The following is a 21596-nucleotide window of genomic DNA, read 5'->3' as shown; positions in this document are numbered from 1 at the left end:
GTGGCGCCGCGGGCAACGGCGCGTCATATGTTCACGGGTGGGCGGCGCGGCCGCTTCAGTTGGTCGAGAGCAACTGGTTGGCGCGCTGGTCGTTGGTGTCGGCGCCGGTGATCATCTTCATCTGCATCTCGAAGCGGCGGGCATTGGCGATCATGTCGACCATGGCTTCGGTCGGATTGACGTTGCTGCCTTCCAGCGCGCCCGATACCACGCGCACGGTCGGATCGGCCTCCAGCGGCTGCGCGCCCGGCCGCAGGCGGAACAAGCCGTCATCGCCGCGCGCGATCGAGTCCGCCGGCGGATTCACCACACGCAGCTTGCCGACTTGCGCCAGGCCCGCGGAGGCCTCGCCCGGGCCACGCGCGGTGATGGTGCCGTCGCTGCCGATGGTGACCTGGGAACCCGGCGGCACCGACAGCGGGCCGCCGTCGCCCATGACCGGCAGGCCGTTGCTGGTCTGCACCTGCCCGTCCTGCGCGACCTGCAGCGAGCCCGCGCGGGTATAGGCTTCGCTGCCGTCGCGCGCCTGTACCGCCAGCCAGCCGTTGCCCTGCAGGGCGACATCCAGCGGGCGCCCGGTATAGGTCAGCGGCCCCGCGCGCATGTCGGCGCCGGGCGTCGACGTCAGCGTGAAGGCGCGCGTGGGCGATTCCTGCCCAACAACCGGCACTGCGCGGTACATATTGATCTGCGCGCGGAATGCCGGCGTCGAGACGTTGGCCAGATTGTTCGACACGGCGGCTTGCTGGTCGAGAATCTGCTTGGCGCCCGACAGGGCGGTGTAGATCATGCGGTCCATGGCAGCGATTCAGCTCAGGCAGTCGGAGTTATAGATTGACCAGCGTCTGCATGATCGTGTCCTGCGCCTTGATGGTCTGCGCGTTGGCCTGGTAGTTGCGCTGCGCGACGATCAGGTTGACCAGCTGTCCCGACAGGTCGACGTTGGAAGCTTCCACGGCATTGGAGCGCAGCGTGCCCAGGCTGCCGCCCGCAACGCCCAGCAGGGCCTGGCCCGATGCGTTGGTGGCCGACCACACGTTGTCCCCCTCGGGCTTGAGGCCTTCCACGTTGCCGAAGGCGGCCAGTGCGATGGTGCCCAGCGACTGGGTCTGCTCGTTCGAGTAGTTGCCGGTAATGCTGCCGTCGGCGTTCACCGAGTAGCCCAGCAGGCTGCCCGAGGTGTAGCCATTCTGGCTCAGCTGCTTGACGTCATTGTCGGAGCCATATTGCGTAGTGCCCGTGAAATCGATCTTGGCCTGCAGCCCCGTCGTGGCGCCGGTTCCTGCCGGCATGGTGATGCTGGTTGCGCCGGCAGCGGGTGACTTCAGGGCCCCCGCGCTGTCAAACGACAGCGTGACCGGCGAGCCGCTCAAGACATTGCCGCTCGTGTCGACCATGTACATCTGCCAGTCAGTGCCACCGGCTACAGCCGGCGCAGTCACAGGAGGAGGTCCCGGATTAGTGACGGCGCCGTTCGCGACCTTGGCAAAATACGCTGTTACCTGCTGCTTGTTCCCCAGCGAGTCGTAGACGTTCATTGCCGTGCTGTAGTTGAACATGTCGCTGGTCGGCATCACCGCTGCTGTCGGAGGCGTCGCGGCGGGGTTGGCGGGCGTCGTCGCGAACGCGTTTGTCGGCGGCGAAAGACGCGAGTCCAGCTGGAACTGCGAGGTAATGGTCGAAGTGGCGCGCGGGTTCATCTGCGCATTGCTGATCACCAGGGGCTGCGGCTGCACGCCGCCGCCCGGGGTCACGCCCGCCGGGTAGCCGGTGACCTGCAGGCCCTGCATATTGGTCAGGCGGCCGTCGTCCTGGCGCTGGAACTGGCCATTGCGCGAGTAGTAGACCGAGCCGTCCGAGTTGGTCAGGCGGAAGAAGCCGCTGCCGCTGGTGATAGCCACGTCGAGCGAGCGGCCCGTGGCCTCGATATTGCCCTGGTTGAACGACTGCACCACCGAGTTCACGCGCGTGCCCAGGCCGATCTTGGTACCGGCGTAGACGTCTGCGAACTGCGCGGAGGACTGCTTGTAGCCGACCGTGTTGGCGTTGGCGATATTGTTGCCAATCACGTCCAGATTGGATGCGGCGGCGTTAAGGCCGCTTACACCTTGACCGAAACCCATGGTAGATCCTTTATATGTCTAAGTGTCGTTACGCTGGCCGCGCGCCTGCGCGGACCGCCCGAAATCAGAGAATGCGGCGGACGTCGTTCACGCCCGCGGTCTGGCCATTGCCGACGTCGACCAGCACGCCGGACGAATCGCCGCTGATGCTCTGGACCTTGCCGTAGACCAGAGCAACTGGCTGCACCGAGCTGCCGTTGGCCGTGGCGCTGACCTTGAAGGTGTAGTCGCCGTCGGCCACCAGCGCGCCTGCATCGTTCTTGCCGTCCCAGGTGATGTCGTGCACACCGGCAACCTGCCCCTTCATGTCGATGGTGCGCACCACATTGCCGCCCTGGTCCAGCACGCTGACCGTGACGGAGTCGGCGGTGGAAGGCAGGTCGACACCAATCTGGCCCGTTACGCCGTCCTTCACCGACACGTGCGAACCAGGCACCATCACCGTGCGGCCGATCAGGGCCGCGGAATCCATGGCGCGGCTGGCGCTGACCTGGCTCAGCAGCTGGTTCAGCGTCGCGTTCATGGTCTGCATGCTGCTCACGGTGGAGATCTGCGCCAGCTGCGAGGTCAGCTGCGAGTTGTCCATCGGATTGAGCGGATCCTGGTTGTTCATCTGCGTCACGAGCATCGTGAGGAAGTTGTTCTGCAGATCCGCCGCGCTGGAGCTGCCGCTCTGGAGCGTGCTGTTGATGCTCGAGGTGCTGCTGGTGCCGTTGACCGAAGAGGTAGTAGTCATGTCGCGTTGAAGTGTTCCGTTGTCGTTACTGGCCGATGGTCAGCGTCTTGAGCATCATGTTCTTGGCGCTGTTCAGCACCTCTACGTTCGCCTGGTAGGAACGCGAGGCCGAGATCATGTTGACCATCTCCTCCACCGGGTTGACATTGGGCATGACCACGTAGCCGTCGGCGTTGGCCATTGGGTGCGTGGGGTTGTGCACCATGCGCGGCGGAGACGGGTCTTCCATCACGCCTCGCACCTGTACGCCGCCCACGTCGCTCTGGCCCGGCGTGGGCGCCATGCCGAAAATGACCTGCTTGGCACGGTAGGCCTGGCCGTCCGGGCTGACCACGCTGTCGGCGTTGGCCAGGTTGGACGCGGTCACGTTCATGCGCTGCGACTGCGCAGCCATGGCCGAACCCGCGACGTCGAAGATGTTCATTGCTGGCATGCGTTTCTCCGGCGCTTACTGCTGGATTGCGGCCAGCATGGTCTTGATCTTGGAACTCACCACGGTCAGGTTCGACTCGAAGTGCACGGAGTTGTCGGCGAAGGCGACACGCTCGGTATCCATTTCGACGGTGTTGCCGTCGACGCTCGACTGCAGCGGAATACGGTAGGCCAGATCGGCGTCGTCGCGGGTGGGGGCCTGCGCCGGCAAGTGGCGCACCGACGTGGTCGACAACGACACGCCTTCAGGACGGTGGCCGCGCTCCATGGTCTGCGCCAGCGTGCTCGAAAAGTCGAAATCGCGAGCCTTGTAGCCGGGGGTATCGGCATGCGCGATGTTGGAGGCAATCACCGACTGCCGCTGGGTCCGCAGGCTCAGCGCTTCCTGCTGGAAGCGAAATGCCGCGTCGAGTCTGTCAATCATGTAAGCATCTCCGTGTGGAGCAAACTTCAGGCAAACGACGAAGGGCGACCTTCTTCAGGGATCGCATCTTAGGTTCACCCCTGTCACGCCAATCGGATGAATAAGGACGGGAAATCCATGCAATTCGCAGGGCTTGCCTGGCGCCGCCTACCTACAATGGGACCCGTTTCCTTGCGTGCGGCCGCGGGTCCGGCTGAATCGGCGCGTGACTGCCGCACATCGTCCTTGCTGGGATGAAGACATGAAGAAAATCGATCGCGCCGCCATCAGGCCGGCGCTGGCCCTGCTGGCAGGAGGCGTCCTGTCGGCCATGGCCGGCGCGCCCATGGCCGCGCCGGCACAGGCCAACCCGGTCGCCGCACAAGCGACCAATCCATTCCCGGAAGACCCGGTGCGCGCATCGGTCGAGCAGTTCCTGCTGCGCCAGACTGCCGGCCTGCCAGGCAAGGCCAGCGTCCAGGTACAGCCGCCGTCAGGCGGTCGCGCGCCGGAGTGCGTATCGCCCGACCCGTTCCTGCCGCCGGGCACTTCGCCGTGGGGCCGCGTCTCGGTAGGCGTGCGCTGCGGTGGTGAGCGGCCGTGGATTCGCTATATGCAGGCACGCGTGTCGGTGTTGTCCGACTACTACGTCGCCGTGCGCGCGCTAGGCCCCGGCGAGCCGGTGACGCCGGCGGACCTGGAAGTGCGCCAGGGCGACCTGTCCACGCTGCCCCGGGCTGTGATCACCGATCCGGCCCAGGTCGTCGGCGCCGTGACCGCCAACCGCATCGCGGCGGGCTCGCCGATGCGCAGCGACCTGCTGAAGAAGTCGATTGCCGTGAAGTCGGGGCAGACGGTCACCGTCGCAGTGGAGGGCGACGCCTTCCAGATCACCAGTGAAGGCAAGGTACTGGCCGATGCGGCCATTGGCAATTCGGTGCAGATCCGCCTGCGCAATGGGCAAGTCGTGAGCGGCCTGGTGCGCAGCGGCGACACCGTCGTCCTGCAGTGACCGGCTGAAAGTGCACCGCTGGACACTGGGATGCGGGGCTGGCCGGCGTGCGACAATGCGTGCCAATCCTGCCGTCGTAGCGAGATTTCCCTAAAGATTTCGCCAAGGCGTCCGTAATGACAATGGAACCCAGCAAGGAACGCCCGTGAAGATCAACCACTCCACCTCGTCCAGGCCGGCCGACGCCCCGGCTGCGGACAGCACTGTGCGGCCGCAGGCCGGACAGAGTGCTCCCGTCGCCACCTCGAGCGGCGTGAGCGTGAGCCCGCTGGCCGCGCAGGTCCGTGAAATCGGCAGCCGCCTGGCCAACGAAACCGATGACGACATCGATACCGCCAAGGTCGAAGAGATCCGCCAGGCCATCGCCGAAGGCCGGATCAGGATCGACCCGGGCAAGATCGCCGATGGCCTGCTCGCCACCTTGCGCGAACTGGGCCAGGGCGACGTCCACTGATACCCGCCAGCCATGAGCCAGCCCCTGATCCAGAGCCTGCAGAAAGAAACCGAAGCCGTCACGGCGTTCGGCCAACTGCTCACTGAAGAGCGCGAAGCCCTCAAGAGCGGTGATTTCCAGTCCCTGAGCGGGCTGCTCACACGCAAGGTGGAGTTGGGTCAGGCACTCTCGCGCCAGGTTGCCGCGCGCGAAGCCCAGATGGGCGCGCTCGGACTGCGCCCCGGCCCGCAGGGCCAGTTGCTCGGCCGCCATATCGACCCGGCAGTTGGCGATGCCTGGCGCAAGCTGATCTTCGCCGCGCGCGGCGCGCGCGACAGCAACCAGCTCAATGGCGCGATTGTTTCCGCGCATCTGGACCACACGCGCGAAGCGATCAACGTGCTGCGCCAGCATAGCGGCGGCGATTCGGGGCTGTACGGCAAGAATGGCAAGGCAGCCGCCGGCGTCGGCGGCGTTAGCCTGGCCAGCGGCTGAAGCCGGCGGCGTTCAGTCGTCGCAGTACTGCCCGAGCACGCCGAGCCCTCGCTGCGGGTCCCTGACGAACGGATTCGAGCGATCCCACGCATAACCGGCCAGCACGGATGAGATCATGCGGCGCACCTCGGGCGTCGCATTGGGATGAAAGACGAGCTTCTGGAAACTCCCGGCGTACCAGGCATCGACAAACGTACGGAAGCAATCGACGCCTGACTTCAGTATCCGCGCATATTCAGCCTCCCAGTCCACGGTCTCTCCGGCGAACTCGCGTGCGATGCATCCGGCTGCCAGGCTTGCGGACTTGAATGCAATGGTCACGCCCGAGGAAAAGACCGGATCCAGGAATTCACCCGCATTGCCGAGCAGTGCATAGCCCTTGCCCCACAACGATTTCACGTTCGCCGCGTAGCCCGCGATATGGCGCGCAGGCGTATCCCAGACCGCATTGGCCAGCAGGCCCGCCAGGGCCGGATCCTCGTTCACCAGCGCCTGCAGGCGTTCCGTGTCACTGCCTGCATAGCCGTCGAGGAAAGCCTTCTCCGCAACCACGCCCAACGAACAGCGGCCGTTCGAAAACGGAATGGTCCAGTACCAGACGTCGACATGCCGCGGATGAATGCCGACGCGGATCTTGTTGCGGTCGAACGTGCCTGGCATCACGCGGTCTTCGACATGCGTGAAGATGGCGCTGCGCACCGGAAAGCCCGACGGCGATTCAAGCTGCAGCAGCCGTGGCAGGATACGGCCGAACCCCGAGGCATCCAGCAGGAAACGGCTGGTGACGCGATAGCTGTTGCCGTCGGGATCGCGCGCGGTCACCACCGGCTGCGCGCCCGACACATCCACATCGGTCACCTGGTGCCGGAAGCGGACTTCGGCGCCCTGCTTCTGCGCTTCCCGGATCAGCACGTGGTCGAAGTCGGCCCTCTGTACCTGGTAGGTGGTGCCCCAGCCGGGCGAAAACTTGTCGCGAAAATCGAAATCGACATAACGATCGCCGCGCGCGAACGCGGCACCGTTCTTGTACTGGAAGCCGGCTTCCACTACGGCCTGCAGCATGCCGGCCGCCTCAATGTATTCCATGCTCTGCGGCAGCAGGCTCTCGCCGATGGAAAACCGCGGGAAGGTTTCCTTCTCCAGCACCAGCACGCCAATACCCTGGCGACGCAGCAGCCCGGCCGCCACGGAGCCCGCGGGTCCGGCGCCGATGATCAGCACGTCGGCAACTTGACTTTCCATTTCTTCCTCCAATGCATTCAGCCGTGTCCGCAGCACATTGCCGACTGAAGCCAGTGACCGGGCCCTCCCGGCAGGAGGCAACGCCCTGCAGGATCCGATGGGATCATGACGGAAGAGATTGGCTACGAAGTGGCTACGAAGAGCCGTGAACACTGTCACGAGACAGCATGGCGACATGCTACCGAATGATCGGAGGCATGGAAACAGAACATTCCGGGCTGGGGCAGGAGGCTAATGTGATGTGGGCCCGGGCGTCACACCGGCGCCGGCGTGGTACCCGCCGCCGAACCGTCGCACTGCCGGAAGGCCAGAGGGCAGTCTTTCCTACCGGAATCCCACGATCACCTGATTGCTCTTGCCCTGCAGTACCGGTGCTACCGCACCCTGTCCGGGCAACCGGAAAGCAAACACAAAGCCCTGCGTCGCGTCGTCGCCATCGAAGGCATCGGTCTGGCCCTCCGACTGCGGCAGCATCACGCAGCGTTGGGCATTGCAAAGATACGCCTGCAGGTCCGCAGGAGGTGTCCCCACAAAGCTGTAGCGCCAGCGTACCGAGGTGATGACGCCCTCCGCTTGCGGCAGGTTGCCGCTCGGCAGGATGGGAGGAGAAACGGTGCGCTGGCCACGGCCATACAGCGCCGGTCCGTTGACCGACGCACTCCAGGTATGCCGCGTGCCGGCCTCGGGTGCCGCCCGCGCATCGGTGGCGACCGCAGCCAGCGCGGCCGCCATGGCATGCATGACAACCCGCCCGATGGCCGCCTGGCTACGCATCAGAGCAGCCCGCGCAACTGGTTGCGCAGGCGTGTGATGGCTTGTCCGCGGATCTGGCAGACGCGCGATTCGGTCACCTCGAGCACCGCGCCGATCTCGCGCAAATTGAGTTCCTGGTCATAGCACAGCGACAGCACGAGCTTTTCGCGCTCGGGCAGCCGGTCGATGGCACGGATCAGCGCTTCGCGCATGCCGTTCTCCATCAAGTGCGTGAGCGGATTGCCGTCTTCGCTGACGCCAAGGTGGCGGTCGAGGAAGTCCTCTTCGCCGGAGCGCTCGAAGTCCTCATAGTGCAGGAGCTGGCAGCCATAGACCTCGTTGAGTACGGTCTGGTATTCGCCCAGCGGCATCTCCAGTTCCTGCGCAACTTCCGAATCCAGCGGCGCGCGGCCCAGCTTCTGTTCCAGGCCGCGCTGCGTGCGTTCGATGCGGCGCGTGAACTGGCGCAGGCTGCGCGACTGCCAGTCGTTGGCACGCACCTCGTCGAGCATGGCGCCGCGGATACGCTGGCTGGCGTAGGTCTCGAAACGCGCACCATGCGTGTCCTCATAGCGCTTGGCAGCATCGAGCAGGCCGATCATGCCGGCCTGGATCAGGTCATCGATCTGCACGCTGGCCGGCAGCTTGGCGGCCAGTTGCAGCGCGATGCGGCGCACCAGCTGCGCGTGGGTCTTGACCACGTCGGCCTGTTCGAGCTTTCCCTGGATCGTGTACATGGTGGAATTCTCGTGAATGCTTGCTTGCAAAGCCTGCCCGCGCGGTGGGCCGGCGAGTCAGGGGCGTTGTCTGTTGCGAACGGTCATGACGTCAGGCCGCCACGGCTGCTTGTGCCGCCGGCGCGGCCGGCTCGGCGCGCAATGGCCATGCGCCGACACCACTGGCGGCCCGGCGCAACGCGGTCGTGGCTGGCGCGGCCGGGTAGGCTTCGACCACGCAGCGCCCGAGCTGCACGCTGCGGGTCACCAGCGGATCCGCCGGCAGCCAGCCAGCACTGCTGATCTCGACGCCCAGGTATTGCCGCGCCGTGCGTGCCAGGTTCCCGGTAATCGCCTGCACTGCGGCCTCGGTGGCCACCATGTTGACGATCAGGTGAAAATGCCGGCACGCGTACAGATGGTGCAGGCGTTTGATGCAGGCATAGGCCGCGGTGATCGAGGCCAGCTCCGGGCGCATCACCACCAGCACATTGTGTGCGGCACCGGCCAGCGCCGAGAGCGCGCCATCGGCATCCGTCGCGGCATCGAGCAGCACAGTGCGAAAGCCGGACAGCGAAGCCATGGTTTGGGCCCCGTTCGGCAATGCCTGGCCAGCCGGCAGCACCGCGACAGCACCGGCCGGGCGCACGCCGAGCGCTGCCTCCAGCGTCAGGCGTCCCGCCTGCACGTCCGCGAGCGTTCCGGCGGGTTCCGCGCCAGAGAGCCGCACGGCGTGGCCTGCCGTGGCTTCATCGACGAGCAGCACGCGTTCGCCTTGCATCGCCAATGCCTGCGCCAGGCCCGATGCAATGGTGGTCGCGCCGGCACCCTGTTCGCTGCCCACCACGGCGATCCGGCGCATCACGCGCGGCGCCAGCATGCGTCGCAGGCTCTCCGCCTGGTCCATCGCGAGCGTACTCACGACGGCACTCCCGGAGCCATGAGCTGGGGCAGCCCGGTCATCGCATCGTCCTGTGATGGCACCACCGGTTCCGCGGAACCGGCGGCAACACCGGCATCGGCGTTGTCGACGGCGTCAGGGGTGACGGCGGTGTCGACAGACTGTCGCCCCGGATAGTTCTCCAGCACGTCCAGCAAGGCCAGCAGCCGGCCCATGCCTTCGTTCAGCACCGGGCCGGCCACCGCCGCACTGCCCGGCTGACGCGTGCCAGTCCGGCCTGCCAGGCGAGCCAGGAAGGCCGGTGCGGTGGCCGTCGGCGAGTGTTCCAGGCGCAGTGCGGTCAGCCCGAGCTGGAGCGCGGCCAGGCCGCCACCAGCAGCGCTGGCGCCTTCGCCATCTTGCGCAAAATGATCCAGCGCATGGCGCAGCGTGCGGAGCTGGGCTTCAGCGCTGTCAGCCCACAGCGACCAGCGCGCAACATGAGCGGCCTGCCCCGACAGTTGCGGATCGCACAGCAGGTAGCGCGTCTCGAGCAGCTCGCCCGAGGCGTAGTCGACCGTCCTCGCGATCACGAGATGCGCATCGATGCCGCCTTCCGGCGCGCCGCGGCCGCGCACGGGGCCTTCCGGCACGCGCACATCAGCCGTTGCCAGCCACTGCACGGCTTCGCGGCCGCGCACCGGGACTTCGCCCACGGCGTGGAACGTCAGCGTGTCCGCCAGGGCATCCAGCTTCCAGGCCGAGCCGCCGCAGAGGACACGCGCGGTCTTGCGCGCGGCGGCCACCCAGCGTTCGCCGGACTGGTGCCAGCGCGCCAGCGTAGCACCCGCCGGCAGCGCATCGACGAGATGGACCACAGGCCGGGCCGCGCCAAGCGTGGCGCGCAGCGTGGCAGCCTCGGCGTCCGCTTCACCCATGGCCTGGCCGGCGCGGCCGGCAGGCGTGACCGTCGCGGCCAGCGGCATGCCGGTGCGATCGCCAAGCCAGAGCGTATGCAGCATCGACTGCGGCGCACGGCGCCCGGGCACCGGCACCTGCAGCGTGGCGGCCAGCGACAGCACGAACTGGTCGCACTCGCGGTTCACGTCGCGGCAGACGGCCTCGCGCACCTGCTGCGCCATCGGTCGCAGCGTGGGCGCATCGGCCGCGCGCTGCTGCCATAGCTGGCGTGCCAGGTCGAAGCCATGCTGCGCGGCGCTGAGCTCGCTTACACACTGGCTCAGCGCGTCCGTGCTGTCGGTCAGCGAACGCAGCACGTCGTCGGCTCCGCCCTGGCGGGCCGGCGCGTCCTCCAGGCCGCCTGCCTGCCTGCGCGCGGCGTCGGCGTCGGCGAACACGGAACCGCGGCGCGGCGTGAGAAAGGCGCGCTCGACCATCGCGGCGCCATTCGCAAGTTCGAGGTGTTCCGGCACGCGCTGGCCGGTGGATACGTAGAACACCGGCAAGCGGTGGCGGATCACCACATCCAGCACGGAGCCCAGGTGCGTGGCTTCATCCAGCTTGCTGATGATGCAGCCGTCGACGCCGCCGCCTTCCGGCATGGCGTCATGGCGGTAGGCATGCACCACTTCGTTGAGTGTGTCGCCGTGGCTGGCGCCGTTGAGCAGCAGCACGCGCTGCACCGGCGCCTGCACGCCCGCGAGCATGGCAATCTGCTCGGACAGGTTGCGGTCGCGCTGGCTCATGCCGACGGTATCGATGATCACCAGGTGCTTGTCCTTCATCGCCGCGAGGGCGAAGCGCAGGTCGGCGGCATCCTTCACCGCGTGCACGGGCACGCCCAGGATGTCGCCGTAGATGCGCAGCTGCTCATGCGCGCCGATACGGAAGCTGTCAGTGGTCAGCAGCGCCAGGCGCTCGGGGCCGTGGCGCAGCACGTAGCGCGCCGCGAGCTTGGCCGTGGTGGTGGTCTTGCCCACGCCGGTAGGCCCGATCAGCGCTAGCACGCCGCCCTGGTCGAACAAGGCGTCTTCATTGCCGAGCACAGGCACCTTGCTGGCGAGTTCGGCGCGAATCCATGTCATGGCGGCCGGCCGGTCGCAGCCCACCGGCAACCTCGCCAGCAGCGTGCGCGCGAGCTGCGCCGAGAATCCAGCTCCGACCATCCACGCGAACAGCGATTCGCGCAGCGGGTCACCCGCGGCCACTGCTGCGGTAGCGGCCGCCGGAGCCAGGCCCGCCAGCTGGCGTTCGAGCAACGCGCGCATGGACTGCAGCTCGCCGCGCAGGTCACCGATGGCAGCCGGCTCAGCCGCTGCCACAACCGGCTCGGGGGCCACGTAGACCTGCGCACCGGCCGATGCGGCACTGAGATCGGTATCGCGCATGGCGACGATCTCCACGCCGCCATCGATGGTGCGGTTGGACAGCACCACGGCGTCGGGGCCCATGGCTTCGCGCACCTTGCGCATGGCTTCACGGCCGTTGGCCGCGACGAATTTCGCTACGCTCATCTTGCGTTCCTCACGCGCCGATCATTGCAGTAATGCGGATGTTGCGGTTGTCCGGCACTTCAGCATGGGACAACACCCTCAACTGCGGCATGGTGCGCCGCAGGAAGCGCGCCATCAGCGGCCGCAGCTGCGACGGCACCAGCAGCACCGGATCCAGGCCCATCTGCTCCTGCCGGACGACGGCGCCCTGGGTCTGCTGCAGCAGGGCATCGGCCAGCCCCGGCTCGATGCCACCGCCATTGGTCAAGGCCTGCGACAGCACGCGCTCCAGGCCCGCATCGAGGCCGATCACCTGCAGGTCCGCGCCATTGGGGAACAGCTGCTGCGTGATGGCCCGGCCCAGCGACTGGCGCACCAGCGAGGTGAGCTCGTTAGGGTCGCCGATCTTCGGGGCATGCTCGGCAATCACGTCGAGGATGGTGCGCATGTCGCGAATGGGCACGCCTTCGTCCAGCAGGTTCTGCAGGATCTTCTGCAGCGCCGTGAGCGAGATGGTCTTGGGCACCAGGTCCTCGGTCAGCTTCGGCGCTTCCTTGGCAATGCGGTCGAGCAGCATCTGCACTTCCTGGCGGCCCAGCAGTTCGGCGGCGTGCATGTGGATCAGGTGGTTCAGGTGCGTGGCCACCACGGTGCTGGCATCCACTACCGTGTAGCCGTAGGCCTGCGCCTGCTCCTTCATGCCGGCGTCGATCCAGACCGCCTGCAGGCCGAAGGCGGGATCCTGCGTGACCGCGCCTGGCAGTGTGCCGCTGACCTGCCCCGGGTTGATCGCCATCCACTGGCCCGGCATGGCTTCGCCACGCCCGATCTCTACGCCCTTGAGCGTGATGCGGTATGCGTTCGGCTTGAGTTCGAGGTTGTCGCGGATATGCACGACCGGCACCAGGAAGCCGATCTCCTGCGCCACCTTCTTGCGAATGCTCTTGATGCGGCCGAGCAGCTCGCCGTCCTGCGCACGGTCCACCAGCGTGATCAGGCGATAGCCCACTTCCATGCCGAGCGGATCCACCAGCGTGACGTCGTCCCAGCTGGCTTCCGTCGATTCCTGGACGGCCGCAGGCGCGCGCTCCTCGCGCCGCTTGGTCTGCTCGGCGGCGACCGCCCGGCGCGCCAGATGGCGCCCCACCCAGAACATGCCGCCGGCCAGCAGCAGGAAGGCGATATGGGGCATGCCGGGAATGATGCCCATCATGCCGATGATGCCGGCGGTCAGGTACAGCACTCGCGGGTTGGCAAAGAGCTGGCCTGTGAGCTGTTCGCCCACGTCCTGCTCGTTCGACACGCGCGATACGATCACGCCGGCCGCGGTCGAGATCACCAGTGCCGGGATCTGCGCGACCAGGCCGTCGCCGATGGTCAGCAGCGTGTAGTTGTGCACGGCGGTGCCGAAGTCCAGGTCGTGCTGGACCATGCCCACCACCATGCCGGCGGCGACGTTGATGAACATGATCAGCAGGCCAGCCACGGCGTCGCCGCGCACGAACTTGCTGGCGCCGTCCATGGCGCCGTAGAAATCCGACTCCTGCGCGACTTCGGCGCGGCGTTTCTTGGCCTGCTCTTCGTTGATCAGGCCGGCGTTCAGGTCGGCGTCGATCGACATCTGCTTGCCGGGCATGGAGTCCAGCATGAAGCGCGCGCCCACCTCGGCAATACGGCCCGCACCCTTGGTGATCACCATGAAGTTGATCACCACCAGGATCGCGAACACCACGATGCCGACCGCAAAGTTGCCGCCGACCAGGAAGTGGCCGAATGCCTCGATCACCTTGCCGGCCGCGTCCGGGCCGGTATGGCCTTCCAGCAGCACGACGCGCGTCGAAGCCACATTGAGCGACAGCCGCAGCAGCGTGGTGAACAGCAGCACCGCCGGAAAAGCCGCGAAATCGAGCGGCTTCTGCGTGTACATGCTGACCAGCAGCACCATGATGGCCAGCGCGATATTGAATGTGAACAGCAGGTCCAGCACAAAGGCCGGCAGCGGCAGGACCATCATGCCGAGGATCATGATGATCAGCAGCGGCCCGGTCATCGCCTTCAGCTGGCCGGCGTTGCGCAGGCCCGGCAGTTTCAACAGGGAGTTCAGAGCGTTCATGCGCGGCTTTCCGGAACGGCTAGTTCATCGGGCACCAGGAGATCGCTGGGCGCCGACGGCTGCGGGCCCTGCGAGTAGTGCCAGTGTTTCAGTTGATAGACCCAGGCCAGGACTTCGGCCACGGCGGTGTAGAGGCCGGCCGGGATTTCCTGGTTCAGTTCCACGTGCCGGTGCAGCGCGCGCGCCAGCGGCGGCGCGGACATCAGCGGAATGCGGTGCTCGGCCGCCAGTTCGCGGATACGCGCGGCGACTTCGTCGGCACCCTTGGCCACCACGCGCGGCGCGCCCATGCGGCCTTCCTCATAGCGCAGCGCCACGGCGAAGTGCGTGGGGTTGGTGACCACGACATCGGCCTTGGGTACTTCCGCCATCATCCGGCGCCGCGCCATGGCACGCTGCTGCTGGCGGATGCGGCCCTTGATATGCGGGTCGCCTTCGCTTTCCTTGTTCTCCTGCTTGACCTCTTCCTTGCTCATGCGCAGCTTCTTGAAGTGCTCCCAGAACTGCCATGGCACGTCGATGGCGGCCACGATCAGCAGGGACAGCACCACCGGCAGGCAGCAGCGCAGGACCATGTCCAGCATGTGCAGCAGTGCCTCCTGAACCGGCGCGTTCATCAGCGCGATGGCGTCGGGCAACCGGTGCCACACCACCCAGGCGCCGACACTGCCAACCAGCAAGGACTTGGCGATGGCCTTGATCAGTTCCGCCAGCGAATGCTCGGAGAACAGCCGGCCCAGGCCCGAGAGCGGCGACATGCGGCCAAAGTTGGGCGCCAGCGCCTTGGTGGAGAAGGTCCAGCCTCCGGTCAGCAACGGCGCCGCCAGGGCAGCCACGCCGAACAGCAGCAGCAAGGGCAGGAATGCGAGCAGGCTTTCCCAGATCACATTCGCGAAGCGCGACAGCATGCGCGAGGTATCGAACGCGGTGGCAGGTTCGAAGCGCAGGGACTGCCGCATGACTGCGTCCAGCGTGCGGCCCAGCACGCCGCCGAGCGTCCACAGGCCGGTCACACCGGTCATCAGCATGATGAACGTGGCCAGCTCGCGCGAGCGAACGACCTGCCCCTCCTCGCGCGCCTTTTCGAGGCGCCGGGCTGAGGCGGGTTCGGTCTTCTCGAGATCGCTTTCTTCGGACATCCACGCTCCGTGACAGGACGGTCAGGGCGGCACGCAATAGCCGCCATGGGTCAGCGAGGATTATCGAAGCGTGCCCGTGTGGGCATTCAGGGGAAAAGGCGGGGGATTTCGGTGCTGTTTGGAAAATGAGCACCGGCGGGAAGTTAACGGCAGCCGTGCAGGCCGACTTTAGCTCGAGAAGAAGAGAGCCGCACCGCTCGGGCTGCGAGGACGCGTCAGATAACGACGGACCTTACCCGTACCAGTTGGGTGCTCCCTCTCCCGCTTGCGGGAGAGGGAGGAACCAGGCGGCGCCGTCAAAAGCCCAAACTGGCCAGAAGGTCATCCACCTGGGACTGGTCGGACACCACATCCGCCTTGCCCTCAGGGTTGATCTGCGGGCCGTTGAGCAGCGTGGCCGTCTGCACTTCCGTGCGCCGCTCGCTCGGCACGTTCTCGATCAGCACCTGGAGCAGTTCATGCTCGAGCGTGCGGATCATGTCCATCATCTTCTTGATCACCTGGCCGGTCAGGTCCTGGAAGTCCTGCGCCATCATGATGTCCAGCAGGTGCGTGCCGGTCGCGCGGGCCTGCTTGGGCACCTCGGTCAGGAAGGCGCGGGTGTCGAGCACCAGCGTGCGTGCGTCGGCCAGCTCCACCGGCGTTTCGAACCACGCGTCCCAGCGCTTGTCCAGGGCTTCGGCTTGCTGCTCGAGGCCGGACTGGATCGGCTGTGCCAGCTCCACGGCGTTAAGCGTGCGTTCCGCCGCCTGCTCGGTCATGGCCGCGATGTAGTTCAGGCGGTCGCGTGCGTCGGGAATGGCCTGGGCGGCGCGCTCGATTTCCTTGTCGAGGCCGAGCTCGCGCATATTGTCGCGCAGCATCCGCGTCAGGTTGCCGATGCGATGGATCAGCTGCTCGGCGGAATCATTCGGAATAGTCGGAGTCATGAGGCGCTCCCTGGCTTCAGCCGCCCAGCTTCTCAAAGATCTTCGTGATCTTCTCGTCCAGCGTAGCGGCGGTGAACGGCTTGACCACGTAGCCGTTGGCGCCGGCCTGCGCCGCGGCAATGATGTTTTCCTTCTTGGCCTCGGCCGTCACCATGAGCACGGGGGTCTTGCCGATGGCAGCGTCGGCGCGGATCGCCTGCAGCATGCTCAGGCCGTCCATGTTGGGCATGTTCCAGTCCGAGATCACGAACTGGAAGCTGCCGTCCTTGGCCTTCTCCAGGCCGGCGGCGCCGTCCTCGGCTTCCTCGACGTTGTTGAAGCCCAGTTCCTTGAGCAGGTTGCGGATGATCCGACGCATGGTCGGGAAGTCGTCGACCACAAGGATCTTGATGCTCTTGTCCACTTTGAAGGCTCCGGTAGATGCAGTGGTGGAATGTCGTTGGTTTATCAGGTCCGGTCCGGACCCGCTATCTCAGACCCGTTGCGCGCGGGTCCCGTAGGTGGCCAGCCGCGCCATCACGCGCTGGGTCATCGAGTGCAGGGGCACCACTTCATGCACGCCGCCAGCGGCAATCGCCTCCTTCGGCATGCCAAACACGATGCAGGTACTTTCATCCTGTGCCAGGTTGTAGGCTCCCGCTTCGCGCATGCGCAGCATGCCCTTGGCGCCATCCTTGCCCATGCCGGTCAGGATCACCCCGATCACGTTTTTGCCGCCATGCTCGGCCGCCGAGTCGAACAGCACGTCCACGGACGGACGATGACGGTTGACCGGCGCTTCCTGCGACAGGTGGGCCACGTAGTTGGCGCCGCTGCGTGCCAGGCGCAAGTGCGAATCGCCGGGCGCAATGTAGGCGTAGCCCGGCAACACGCGCTCGCCGTGCTCGGCTTCCTTTACCGTAATGCGGCACAGACCGTCAAGGCGCTGCGCGAACGAGCGCGTAAAGCCAGCCGGCATATGCTGCACGATCAGCACCGCCGGGCTGTCCGGCGGCAGTGGCATCAGGAAGTCCTTGATCGCCTCCGTGCCGCCCGTCGACGCACCCAGGATGATCAGCTTCTCGGTCGACAGCAGCGGGCTGCGCAGGATCGGCGCGGGCGCGGCCTTGCCGCTTTCGGGCACCTGTGCCTGGCGCACGCGTGCGCGCGACGCGGCGCGGATCTTGTCCGCGATGGTGTCGGTGTACTCCATCAGCCCGTCGCGGATGCCCAGCTTTGGCTTGGTGACGAAGTCCACCGCGCCCAGCTCCAGTGCACGCATGGTGATCTCGGACCCACGCTCGGTCAGCGATGACACCATCAGCACCGGCATCGGACGCAGGCGCATCAGCCGCTCGAGGAAATCCAGCCCGTCCATGCGAGGCATTTCCACGTCGAGCGTGAGCACGTCCGGGTTCAGGCGCTTGATCATCTCGCGTGCCACGAGCGGATCCGGGGCAGTCCCGACCACCTCCATGTCGGACTGGCTGTTGATGATCTCCGTCATCAGGCTGCGGATCAGCGCGGAATCATCCACGCACAGCACCTTGATCTTGGCGGCAGTCATATCTGTTGTACTTTCGGTTCGTTCAGGAGGACACGCGCGTTGCCGAAGCGCGCGCAAACAACTCTCCGCCGCGTGCCGGCGCCGTGCCGGACGTGGCGATGGCACGCGCCAGCGCGCGCTCGTCGCGCTCCACCGAGACCTGGTCGTCCTGGCGCGTCAGGCGCCGCACCAGAGCCAGGCCGGTGACCGGGAAATAGCTCACGCGCCGCGCATGCGGGCCACGCAGGTCCTGCGCGGCGACGCGGATCTCCTCTGTCTTCAGGTAGCGCAGCACGAAATCCGCGTTGCGGTCGCCAATGTTCAGCGTGGTCATGTTGGCCAGCACTGCGCCACCGCCGAAGACCTTGGCCTCCAGCCGTTCGCGCCGCGCGCCCATCTTGAGCAGCTCGTTGATCAGCACTTCCAGTGCGTAGCAGCCATAGCGCATCGACGCGGACAGCATGCGGTCCGCGGTGCCGCCCTCGTCATCGGGCAGCATGAAATGGTTCATGCCGCCAACGCCGGCCTTCTCGTCGCGAATGCACGCGGCCACGCAGGAGCCAAGCACGGTTGTCAGCACCACGTCCTCGCCGGTCACGTAGTACTCGTTCGGCAGCAGCTTGATAGCCTGCCGATCGAACTCGCGGTCAAAGTACTTGCGCGTGGCAATGGCTTCCGGCAGATGGGGCGTACGCATCAGGACCTTCCTGCGCGCGCGGCGTCCGACGCCAGTTCGTACACGGTCTGCCCGCGCAGCTGGAACGCGCGCGTGACGTAGGAGAAGTTCTCCGAGTGGCCGGCGAACAGCAGCCCGCCCGGCTTGAGCAAGGGCGCAAAGCGTTCCAGGATGCGGCCCTGCGTCGGCTTGTCGAAGTAGATCATCACGTTGCGGCAGAAGATCACGTCGAAGCGCTCGCGCATGCCCCAGTCAGGCGCGAGCAGGTTGAGCGGCTCGAACGTGATGGCGGACGCGAGGTCAGGCTTGACCTTGACCGAGCCGGCGCGCTGGCCGGTGCCTTTCAGGAAGAAGCGCTTGAGCCGCTCTTGCGAGAGGCGCGCGACTTGTTCTTCCGAGTACACACCCGCGCGTGCCTTGGCCAGTACTTGCGTGTCGATATCGGTGGCCAGCACCATCGCCGCCCGGTCGCCAAGCGCCTCGGCCAGCGTGATCGCGATCGAGTACGGCTCTTCGCCCGTCGATGCCGCGCAGCACCAGACACTGTAGGGCCTGCCGGTCTTCTTGGCGTGCTCGGCGAGCAAGGGAAAGTGATGCGCCTCGCGGAAGAACGACGTCAGGTTGGTGGTGAGCGAGTTGGTGAAGTACTCCCACTCCGGCGAGGCGTCGTCCGCATCCAGGATCGCCAGGTAGCTGGCGAAGTCGGCCAGCTGCAGCGCGCGCAGGCGCCGCGCGAGGCGCGAGTACACCATCTCGCGCTTGTGGCTGCCCAGCGAAATGCCCGCGCGCCGGTGGATCAGCGCGCGGATCTTATCGAAGTCGCGCTCCGTCAGCAGGAAATCGCGCGACTCGTCGCGCCGCAGGGCTGCTGCCGTCGCGGTGGCGGCGGTCGCGCCCTGGAGAAGGCTGGCGGCGGTACGATTGGGCGTCATGGGTTCGCGTGGCAATGCTTGGTAACGCTACAGGCTGCGGATCGCTGCGGGGGCGCGCCGCTCAGGCGGCCTCGGCTTCGATCAGTTCCATCTCCGGGCTGGTGATCAGGCGCTCGATGTCGATCAGCACCAGCATGCGGCCCTCGACCGTGGCCAGACCCGTCAGGTGCTCGGTGGACACCGACACGCCGAATTCCGGCGCCGGCTTGATGGCGTCGCCAGTCAGCGTGAGCACGTCGGACACGCCATCGACGACGATGCCCACCACGCGGCCCGCCACGTTCAGGATGATCACCACGGTCTGGTGGTCGTAGCGCACGTTGCCCAGGCGGAACTTCAACCGCAGGTCGACGATGGGCACGATCACGCCGCGCAGGTTGGTCACGCCCTTCATGAAGTCGGGCGCGCTGGAAATACGCGTGACGGTCTCGTAGCTGCGGATCTCCTGCACCTTGAGGATGTCGATGCCGTATTCTTCCGTCCCCAGCGTGAAGACCAGGAATTCCTGGCCCGAAGCCTCGCTTCCGGGGGTATCGATCTGTCCGATGCCGGCCATGATGTCTAGTTCTCCTTTGGTTGGACGATTACTGCGCCAGCGCAGGTTCCTGCCGGCGCACGCCGGTACGCTGCAGCGCCCCGACATCGACGATCAGTGCCACGCTGCCGTCGCCCAGGATGGTGGCGGCGGAAATGCATGGCACCTTGCGGTAGTTGGTTTCGAGGTTCTTCAGCACGACCTGGTGCTGGCCGATGAGCTGGTCCACCAGCAGCGCAAAGCGCTTGCCCTCTGCCTGCAGGATCACTGCGATCCCCTGCATCGGCTCCTGCAGTGCGTCGGCGACGTTGAAGACCCGGTGCATCTCGAGCAGCGGCAGGTACTCGCCGCGCACATGCATGACGCGATCGGAATTGGCCGCGGTATGGATGTCCTCGGACTTGGGCTGCAGCGACTCCATCACGCAGTTCAGCGGCAGGATGAAGGTTTCCTCGCCGACCTTGACCGACATGCCGTCGAGGATCGCCAGCGTCAGCGGCAGCACGATGCGGATGGTGGTGCCCAGGCCCGGACGGCAGCTGATCTCCACATGGCCGCCCATTTCCTGGATGTTGCGCTTGACCACGTCCATGCCCACGCCGCGACCCGACACGTCGGTGACCACTTCGGCCGTCGAGAAGCCCGGTGCGAAGATCAGTTGCCAGACTTCCTCGTCGCTGATGTTCTCGGACACGGGCAGGCCGTTCTGGATCGCCTTGGCCAGGATGCGCTCGCGGTTCAGGCCGCCGCCGTCGTCGCTTACCTCGATCACGATATTGCCGCCATGGTGCTGCGCGGACAGGATCAGCTGGCCGGTCGGGTTCTTGCCCGCGGCCACGCGCTTGTCCGGCGTCTCGATGCCGTGGTCCAGGCTGTTGCGCACCAGGTGGGTCAGCGGGTCGATGATGCGTTCGATCAGGCTCTTGTCGAGCTCGGTCGCCTTGCCGAACGTCACCAGGTCGATCTGCTTGCCGAGCTTGCCGGCCAGGTCGCGCACCAGGCGCGGGAAGCGCGAGAACACATAGTCCATCGGCATCATGCGGATGGACATCACGGCCTCCTGCAGGTCGCGCGCATTGCGCTCGAGCTGGCCCATGCCGGAGAACAGGCGGTCGAACAGCACCGGGTCGAGCGAGGACGCGGTCTGCGCCAGCATCGACTGGGTAATGACCAGTTCGCCCACCAGGTTGATGATCTGGTCGACCTTCTCGGTCGGCACGCGGATCGAACCGGATTCCTGGTTGTGCGCGGCGGCGGCGGCCGGTTTGGCCTTTTCCTTCTCCTTGGCCGCGGGTGCGGCCGGCGCGGCGGCTGCCGGTGCGGCCGGAGCCGGCGTCGGTGCCGCGGCGGGCGCCGCTGCCGGCTCGGCGGCCGCAGCCGATGCGCCGGCCGCCTCGACCACGATCTGGTCGGCATCGATCACGAAGCAGCAGACCGCGATGATGTCGTCGGCGCCGCACTGGCTGTTGAGCCAGATCACCAGTTCGCCGTTCTCTTCCTGCTGGCCGGTGATCTCGCCGAGGTTGGCAAGCTCTTCGCGCAGCAGCGCCTGGTCGGCGGCGGACACCTTGATCAACCGGACCTTCAGGCCACCGCCGGCAGCAGGAGCGGCGGGCGCCGCCACGGGTGCAGCCGCGGCGACAGGTGCCGGTGCGGGTGCGGCCTGGCCATTTGCCTCCTGGGCAAGCTGCTGCAGCACGGCGCAGATGCGCGCCAGCGTTTCCGGATCGGGTTCGGTACCGTTTCGGTAGGCGTTGAGCTGATCTTGCAACACGTCCTTGGTTTCCAGAAAGGTGTCGATGATGGTCCTGGACAATGCCAGTTCCTGGCGGCGCGTACGGTCCAGCAGGTTCTCGAAGATATGCGTGGTTTCGGTCAGCGCCGCGAACCCGAAGGTGGCCGCGCCGCCCTTGATCGAGTGCGCGGCACGGAAGATCGCGTTGAGGTCTTCCGGGTCGGGCGACTCGATGTCCAGGCCGAGCAGCAACTGCTCCATTTCAACGAGCAGTTCTTCCGCCTCTTCAAAGAAGGTCTGGTAAAACTGTGTGATATCGATATCGACAGACATT

Annotated in this window: 22 protein-coding genes; 3 read left to right on the top strand and 19 right to left on the bottom strand. The window is 66.3% G+C overall.

The window, feature by feature from the left end; translation table 11 throughout:
* Positions 1–55 precede the first annotated feature (55 nt).
* From flgF to flgB, 5 genes are all read right to left on the bottom strand, one after another.
* Complete coding sequence (gene flgF, locus CupriaWKF_RS21940; protein ID WP_276102851.1) at positions 56–799, bottom strand: flagellar basal-body rod protein FlgF; 744 nt, start codon at positions 797–799, stop codon at positions 56–58.
* Positions 800–827: 28 nt separating this feature from the next.
* A complete protein-coding gene (gene flgE / locus CupriaWKF_RS21935) occupies positions 828–2123 on the bottom strand; it encodes a flagellar hook protein FlgE (RefSeq protein ID WP_276102850.1) in 1296 nt (431 codons plus the stop codon).
* A 64-nt stretch (positions 2124–2187) separates the two neighbouring features.
* Positions 2188–2859: a flagellar hook assembly protein FlgD gene (locus tag CupriaWKF_RS21930; RefSeq protein ID WP_276102849.1), complete on the bottom strand. Its 672-nt coding sequence runs from the start codon at positions 2857–2859 to the stop codon at positions 2188–2190.
* A 25-nt stretch (positions 2860–2884) separates the two neighbouring features.
* A complete protein-coding gene (flgC, locus tag CupriaWKF_RS21925) occupies positions 2885–3292 on the bottom strand; it encodes a flagellar basal body rod protein FlgC (protein ID WP_276102848.1) in 408 nt (135 codons plus the stop codon).
* Between the two features lie 15 nt (positions 3293–3307).
* The gene (gene flgB, locus CupriaWKF_RS21920) at positions 3308–3715 is read right to left on the bottom strand and encodes a flagellar basal body rod protein FlgB (RefSeq protein WP_276102847.1); all 408 of its coding nucleotides are present in this window, start codon (positions 3713–3715) and stop codon (positions 3308–3310) included.
* Positions 3716–3956: 241 nt separating this feature from the next.
* On the opposite strand from flgB, the gene flgA reads away from it, so the two are divergent.
* From flgA to CupriaWKF_RS21905, 3 genes are all read left to right on the top strand, one after another.
* Positions 3957–4706 (top strand): flagellar basal body P-ring formation chaperone FlgA, encoded by a 750-nt coding sequence (gene flgA, locus CupriaWKF_RS21915; protein WP_276102846.1) that lies wholly within the window; start codon positions 3957–3959, stop codon positions 4704–4706.
* A gap of 145 nt (positions 4707–4851) precedes the next feature.
* The gene (gene flgM / locus CupriaWKF_RS21910; RefSeq protein ID WP_276102845.1) at positions 4852–5160 is read left to right on the top strand and encodes a flagellar biosynthesis anti-sigma factor FlgM; all 309 of its coding nucleotides are present in this window, start codon (positions 4852–4854) and stop codon (positions 5158–5160) included.
* 12 nt (positions 5161–5172) lie between these two features.
* Positions 5173–5634 (top strand): flagellar protein FlgN, encoded by a 462-nt coding sequence (locus tag CupriaWKF_RS21905; RefSeq protein WP_276102844.1) that lies wholly within the window; start codon positions 5173–5175, stop codon positions 5632–5634.
* 12 nt (positions 5635–5646) lie between these two features.
* Here CupriaWKF_RS21905 and CupriaWKF_RS21900 read toward each other — a convergent pair whose 3' ends face one another.
* The 14 genes from CupriaWKF_RS21900 to cheA all read right to left on the bottom strand — a co-directional run bounded on the left by CupriaWKF_RS21900 (position 5647) and on the right by cheA (position 21595).
* Positions 5647–6876 carry an NAD(P)/FAD-dependent oxidoreductase gene (locus CupriaWKF_RS21900; RefSeq protein WP_276102843.1) on the bottom strand — a complete coding sequence of 410 codons (1230 nt, stop codon included), beginning with the start codon at positions 6874–6876 and terminating at the stop codon, positions 5647–5649.
* Between the two features lie 324 nt (positions 6877–7200).
* Entirely contained in the window at positions 7201–7608 is a 408-nt protein-coding gene (locus CupriaWKF_RS21895) for a flagellar protein FlhE (protein ID WP_276103158.1), read from the bottom strand.
* A gap of 41 nt (positions 7609–7649) precedes the next feature.
* Entirely contained in the window at positions 7650–8366 is a 717-nt protein-coding gene (locus tag CupriaWKF_RS21890) for an RNA polymerase sigma factor FliA (RefSeq protein WP_276102842.1), read from the bottom strand.
* Positions 8367–8457: 91 nt separating this feature from the next.
* Entirely contained in the window at positions 8458–9252 is a 795-nt protein-coding gene (locus tag CupriaWKF_RS21885; protein ID WP_276103157.1) for a cellulose synthase operon protein YhjQ/BcsQ, read from the bottom strand.
* 11 nt (positions 9253–9263) lie between these two features.
* Positions 9264–11699, bottom strand: coding sequence for a flagellar biosynthesis protein FlhF (gene flhF, locus CupriaWKF_RS21880; protein ID WP_276102841.1), 2436 nt, complete (start codon positions 11697–11699; stop codon positions 9264–9266).
* A gap of 10 nt (positions 11700–11709) precedes the next feature.
* On the bottom strand, positions 11710–13791 hold the full coding sequence (flhA, locus tag CupriaWKF_RS21875; protein ID WP_276102840.1) for a flagellar biosynthesis protein FlhA: 2082 nt from the start codon (positions 13789–13791) through the stop codon (positions 11710–11712).
* A complete protein-coding gene (gene flhB, locus CupriaWKF_RS21870) occupies positions 13788–14930 on the bottom strand; it encodes a flagellar biosynthesis protein FlhB (RefSeq protein WP_276102839.1) in 1143 nt (380 codons plus the stop codon). Before flhB ends, flhA begins: the two co-directional genes overlap by 4 nt.
* A gap of 296 nt (positions 14931–15226) precedes the next feature.
* Entirely contained in the window at positions 15227–15859 is a 633-nt protein-coding gene (gene cheZ, locus CupriaWKF_RS21865; protein ID WP_276102838.1) for a protein phosphatase CheZ, read from the bottom strand.
* 16 nt (positions 15860–15875) lie between these two features.
* Entirely contained in the window at positions 15876–16217 is a 342-nt protein-coding gene (gene cheY, locus CupriaWKF_RS21860) for a chemotaxis response regulator CheY (protein WP_049796571.1), read from the bottom strand.
* Positions 16218–16331: 114 nt separating this feature from the next.
* Positions 16332–17405, bottom strand: coding sequence for a chemotaxis response regulator protein-glutamate methylesterase (locus tag CupriaWKF_RS21855; protein WP_276102837.1), 1074 nt, complete (start codon positions 17403–17405; stop codon positions 16332–16334).
* Positions 17406–17427: 22 nt separating this feature from the next.
* Positions 17428–18081, bottom strand: coding sequence for a chemoreceptor glutamine deamidase CheD (cheD, locus tag CupriaWKF_RS21850; RefSeq protein WP_276102836.1), 654 nt, complete (start codon positions 18079–18081; stop codon positions 17428–17430).
* The gene (locus CupriaWKF_RS21845; protein ID WP_276102835.1) at positions 18081–18992 is read right to left on the bottom strand and encodes a CheR family methyltransferase; all 912 of its coding nucleotides are present in this window, start codon (positions 18990–18992) and stop codon (positions 18081–18083) included. The genes cheD and CupriaWKF_RS21845 overlap by 1 nt, the downstream gene beginning before the upstream one ends.
* A gap of 61 nt (positions 18993–19053) precedes the next feature.
* Positions 19054–19548: a chemotaxis protein CheW gene (locus tag CupriaWKF_RS21840; protein ID WP_211950538.1), complete on the bottom strand. Its 495-nt coding sequence runs from the start codon at positions 19546–19548 to the stop codon at positions 19054–19056.
* A gap of 28 nt (positions 19549–19576) precedes the next feature.
* A complete protein-coding gene (cheA, locus tag CupriaWKF_RS21835) occupies positions 19577–21595 on the bottom strand; it encodes a chemotaxis protein CheA (RefSeq protein ID WP_276102833.1) in 2019 nt (672 codons plus the stop codon).
* Position 21596 lies beyond the last annotated feature (1 nt).

Source organism: Cupriavidus sp. WKF15, assembly GCF_029278605.1.
In the GTDB taxonomy this organism is placed as follows: Bacteria; Pseudomonadota; Gammaproteobacteria; order Burkholderiales; family Burkholderiaceae; genus Cupriavidus.
This window is presented reverse-complemented; position numbering and strand designations above follow the sequence as displayed.

Bases quoted from the DNA above. Each gene is read 5' to 3' on its own strand.
- flgF (WP_276102851.1), bottom strand. From the start codon at position 799: ATGGACCGCATGATCTACACCGCCCTGTCGGGCGCCAAGCAGATTCTC.
- flgE (WP_276102850.1), bottom strand. From the start codon at position 2,123: ATGGGTTTCGGTCAAGGTGTAAGCGGCCTTAACGCCGCCGCATCCAAT.
- CupriaWKF_RS21930 (WP_276102849.1), bottom strand. From the start codon at position 2,859: ATGACTACTACCTCTTCGGTCAACGGCACCAGCAGCACCTCGAGCATC.
- flgC (WP_276102848.1), bottom strand. From the start codon at position 3,292: ATGCCAGCAATGAACATCTTCGACGTCGCGGGTTCGGCCATGGCTGCG.
- flgB (WP_276102847.1), bottom strand. From the start codon at position 3,715: ATGATTGACAGACTCGACGCGGCATTTCGCTTCCAGCAGGAAGCGCTG.
- flgA (WP_276102846.1), top strand. From the start codon at position 3,957: ATGAAGAAAATCGATCGCGCCGCCATCAGGCCGGCGCTGGCCCTGCTG.
- CupriaWKF_RS21905 (WP_276102844.1), top strand. From the start codon at position 5,173: ATGAGCCAGCCCCTGATCCAGAGCCTGCAGAAAGAAACCGAAGCCGTC.
- CupriaWKF_RS21900 (WP_276102843.1), bottom strand. From the start codon at position 6,876: ATGGAAAGTCAAGTTGCCGACGTGCTGATCATCGGCGCCGGACCCGCG.
- CupriaWKF_RS21895 (WP_276103158.1), bottom strand. From the start codon at position 7,608: ATGGCGGCCGCGCTGGCTGCGGTCGCCACCGATGCGCGGGCGGCACCC.
- CupriaWKF_RS21890 (WP_276102842.1), bottom strand. From the start codon at position 8,366: ATGTACACGATCCAGGGAAAGCTCGAACAGGCCGACGTGGTCAAGACC.
- CupriaWKF_RS21885 (WP_276103157.1), bottom strand. From the start codon at position 9,252: ATGGACCAGGCGGAGAGCCTGCGACGCATGCTGGCGCCGCGCGTGATG.
- flhF (WP_276102841.1), bottom strand. From the start codon at position 11,699: ATGAGCGTAGCGAAATTCGTCGCGGCCAACGGCCGTGAAGCCATGCGC.
- flhA (WP_276102840.1), bottom strand. From the start codon at position 13,791: ATGAACGCTCTGAACTCCCTGTTGAAACTGCCGGGCCTGCGCAACGCC.
- flhB (WP_276102839.1), bottom strand. From the start codon at position 14,930: ATGTCCGAAGAAAGCGATCTCGAGAAGACCGAACCCGCCTCAGCCCGG.
- cheZ (WP_276102838.1), bottom strand. From the start codon at position 15,859: ATGACTCCGACTATTCCGAATGATTCCGCCGAGCAGCTGATCCATCGC.
- cheY (WP_049796571.1), bottom strand. From the start codon at position 16,217: ATGCGTCGGATCATCCGCAACCTGCTCAAGGAACTGGGCTTCAACAAC.
- CupriaWKF_RS21855 (WP_276102837.1), bottom strand. From the start codon at position 17,405: ATGACTGCCGCCAAGATCAAGGTGCTGTGCGTGGATGATTCCGCGCTG.
- cheD (WP_276102836.1), bottom strand. From the start codon at position 18,081: ATGCGTACGCCCCATCTGCCGGAAGCCATTGCCACGCGCAAGTACTTT.
- CupriaWKF_RS21845 (WP_276102835.1), bottom strand. From the start codon at position 18,992: ATGACGCCCAATCGTACCGCCGCCAGCCTTCTCCAGGGCGCGACCGCC.
- CupriaWKF_RS21840 (WP_211950538.1), bottom strand. From the start codon at position 19,548: ATGGCCGGCATCGGACAGATCGATACCCCCGGAAGCGAGGCTTCGGGC.
- cheA (WP_276102833.1), bottom strand. From the start codon at position 21,595: ATGTCTGTCGATATCGATATCACACAGTTTTACCAGACCTTCTTTGAA.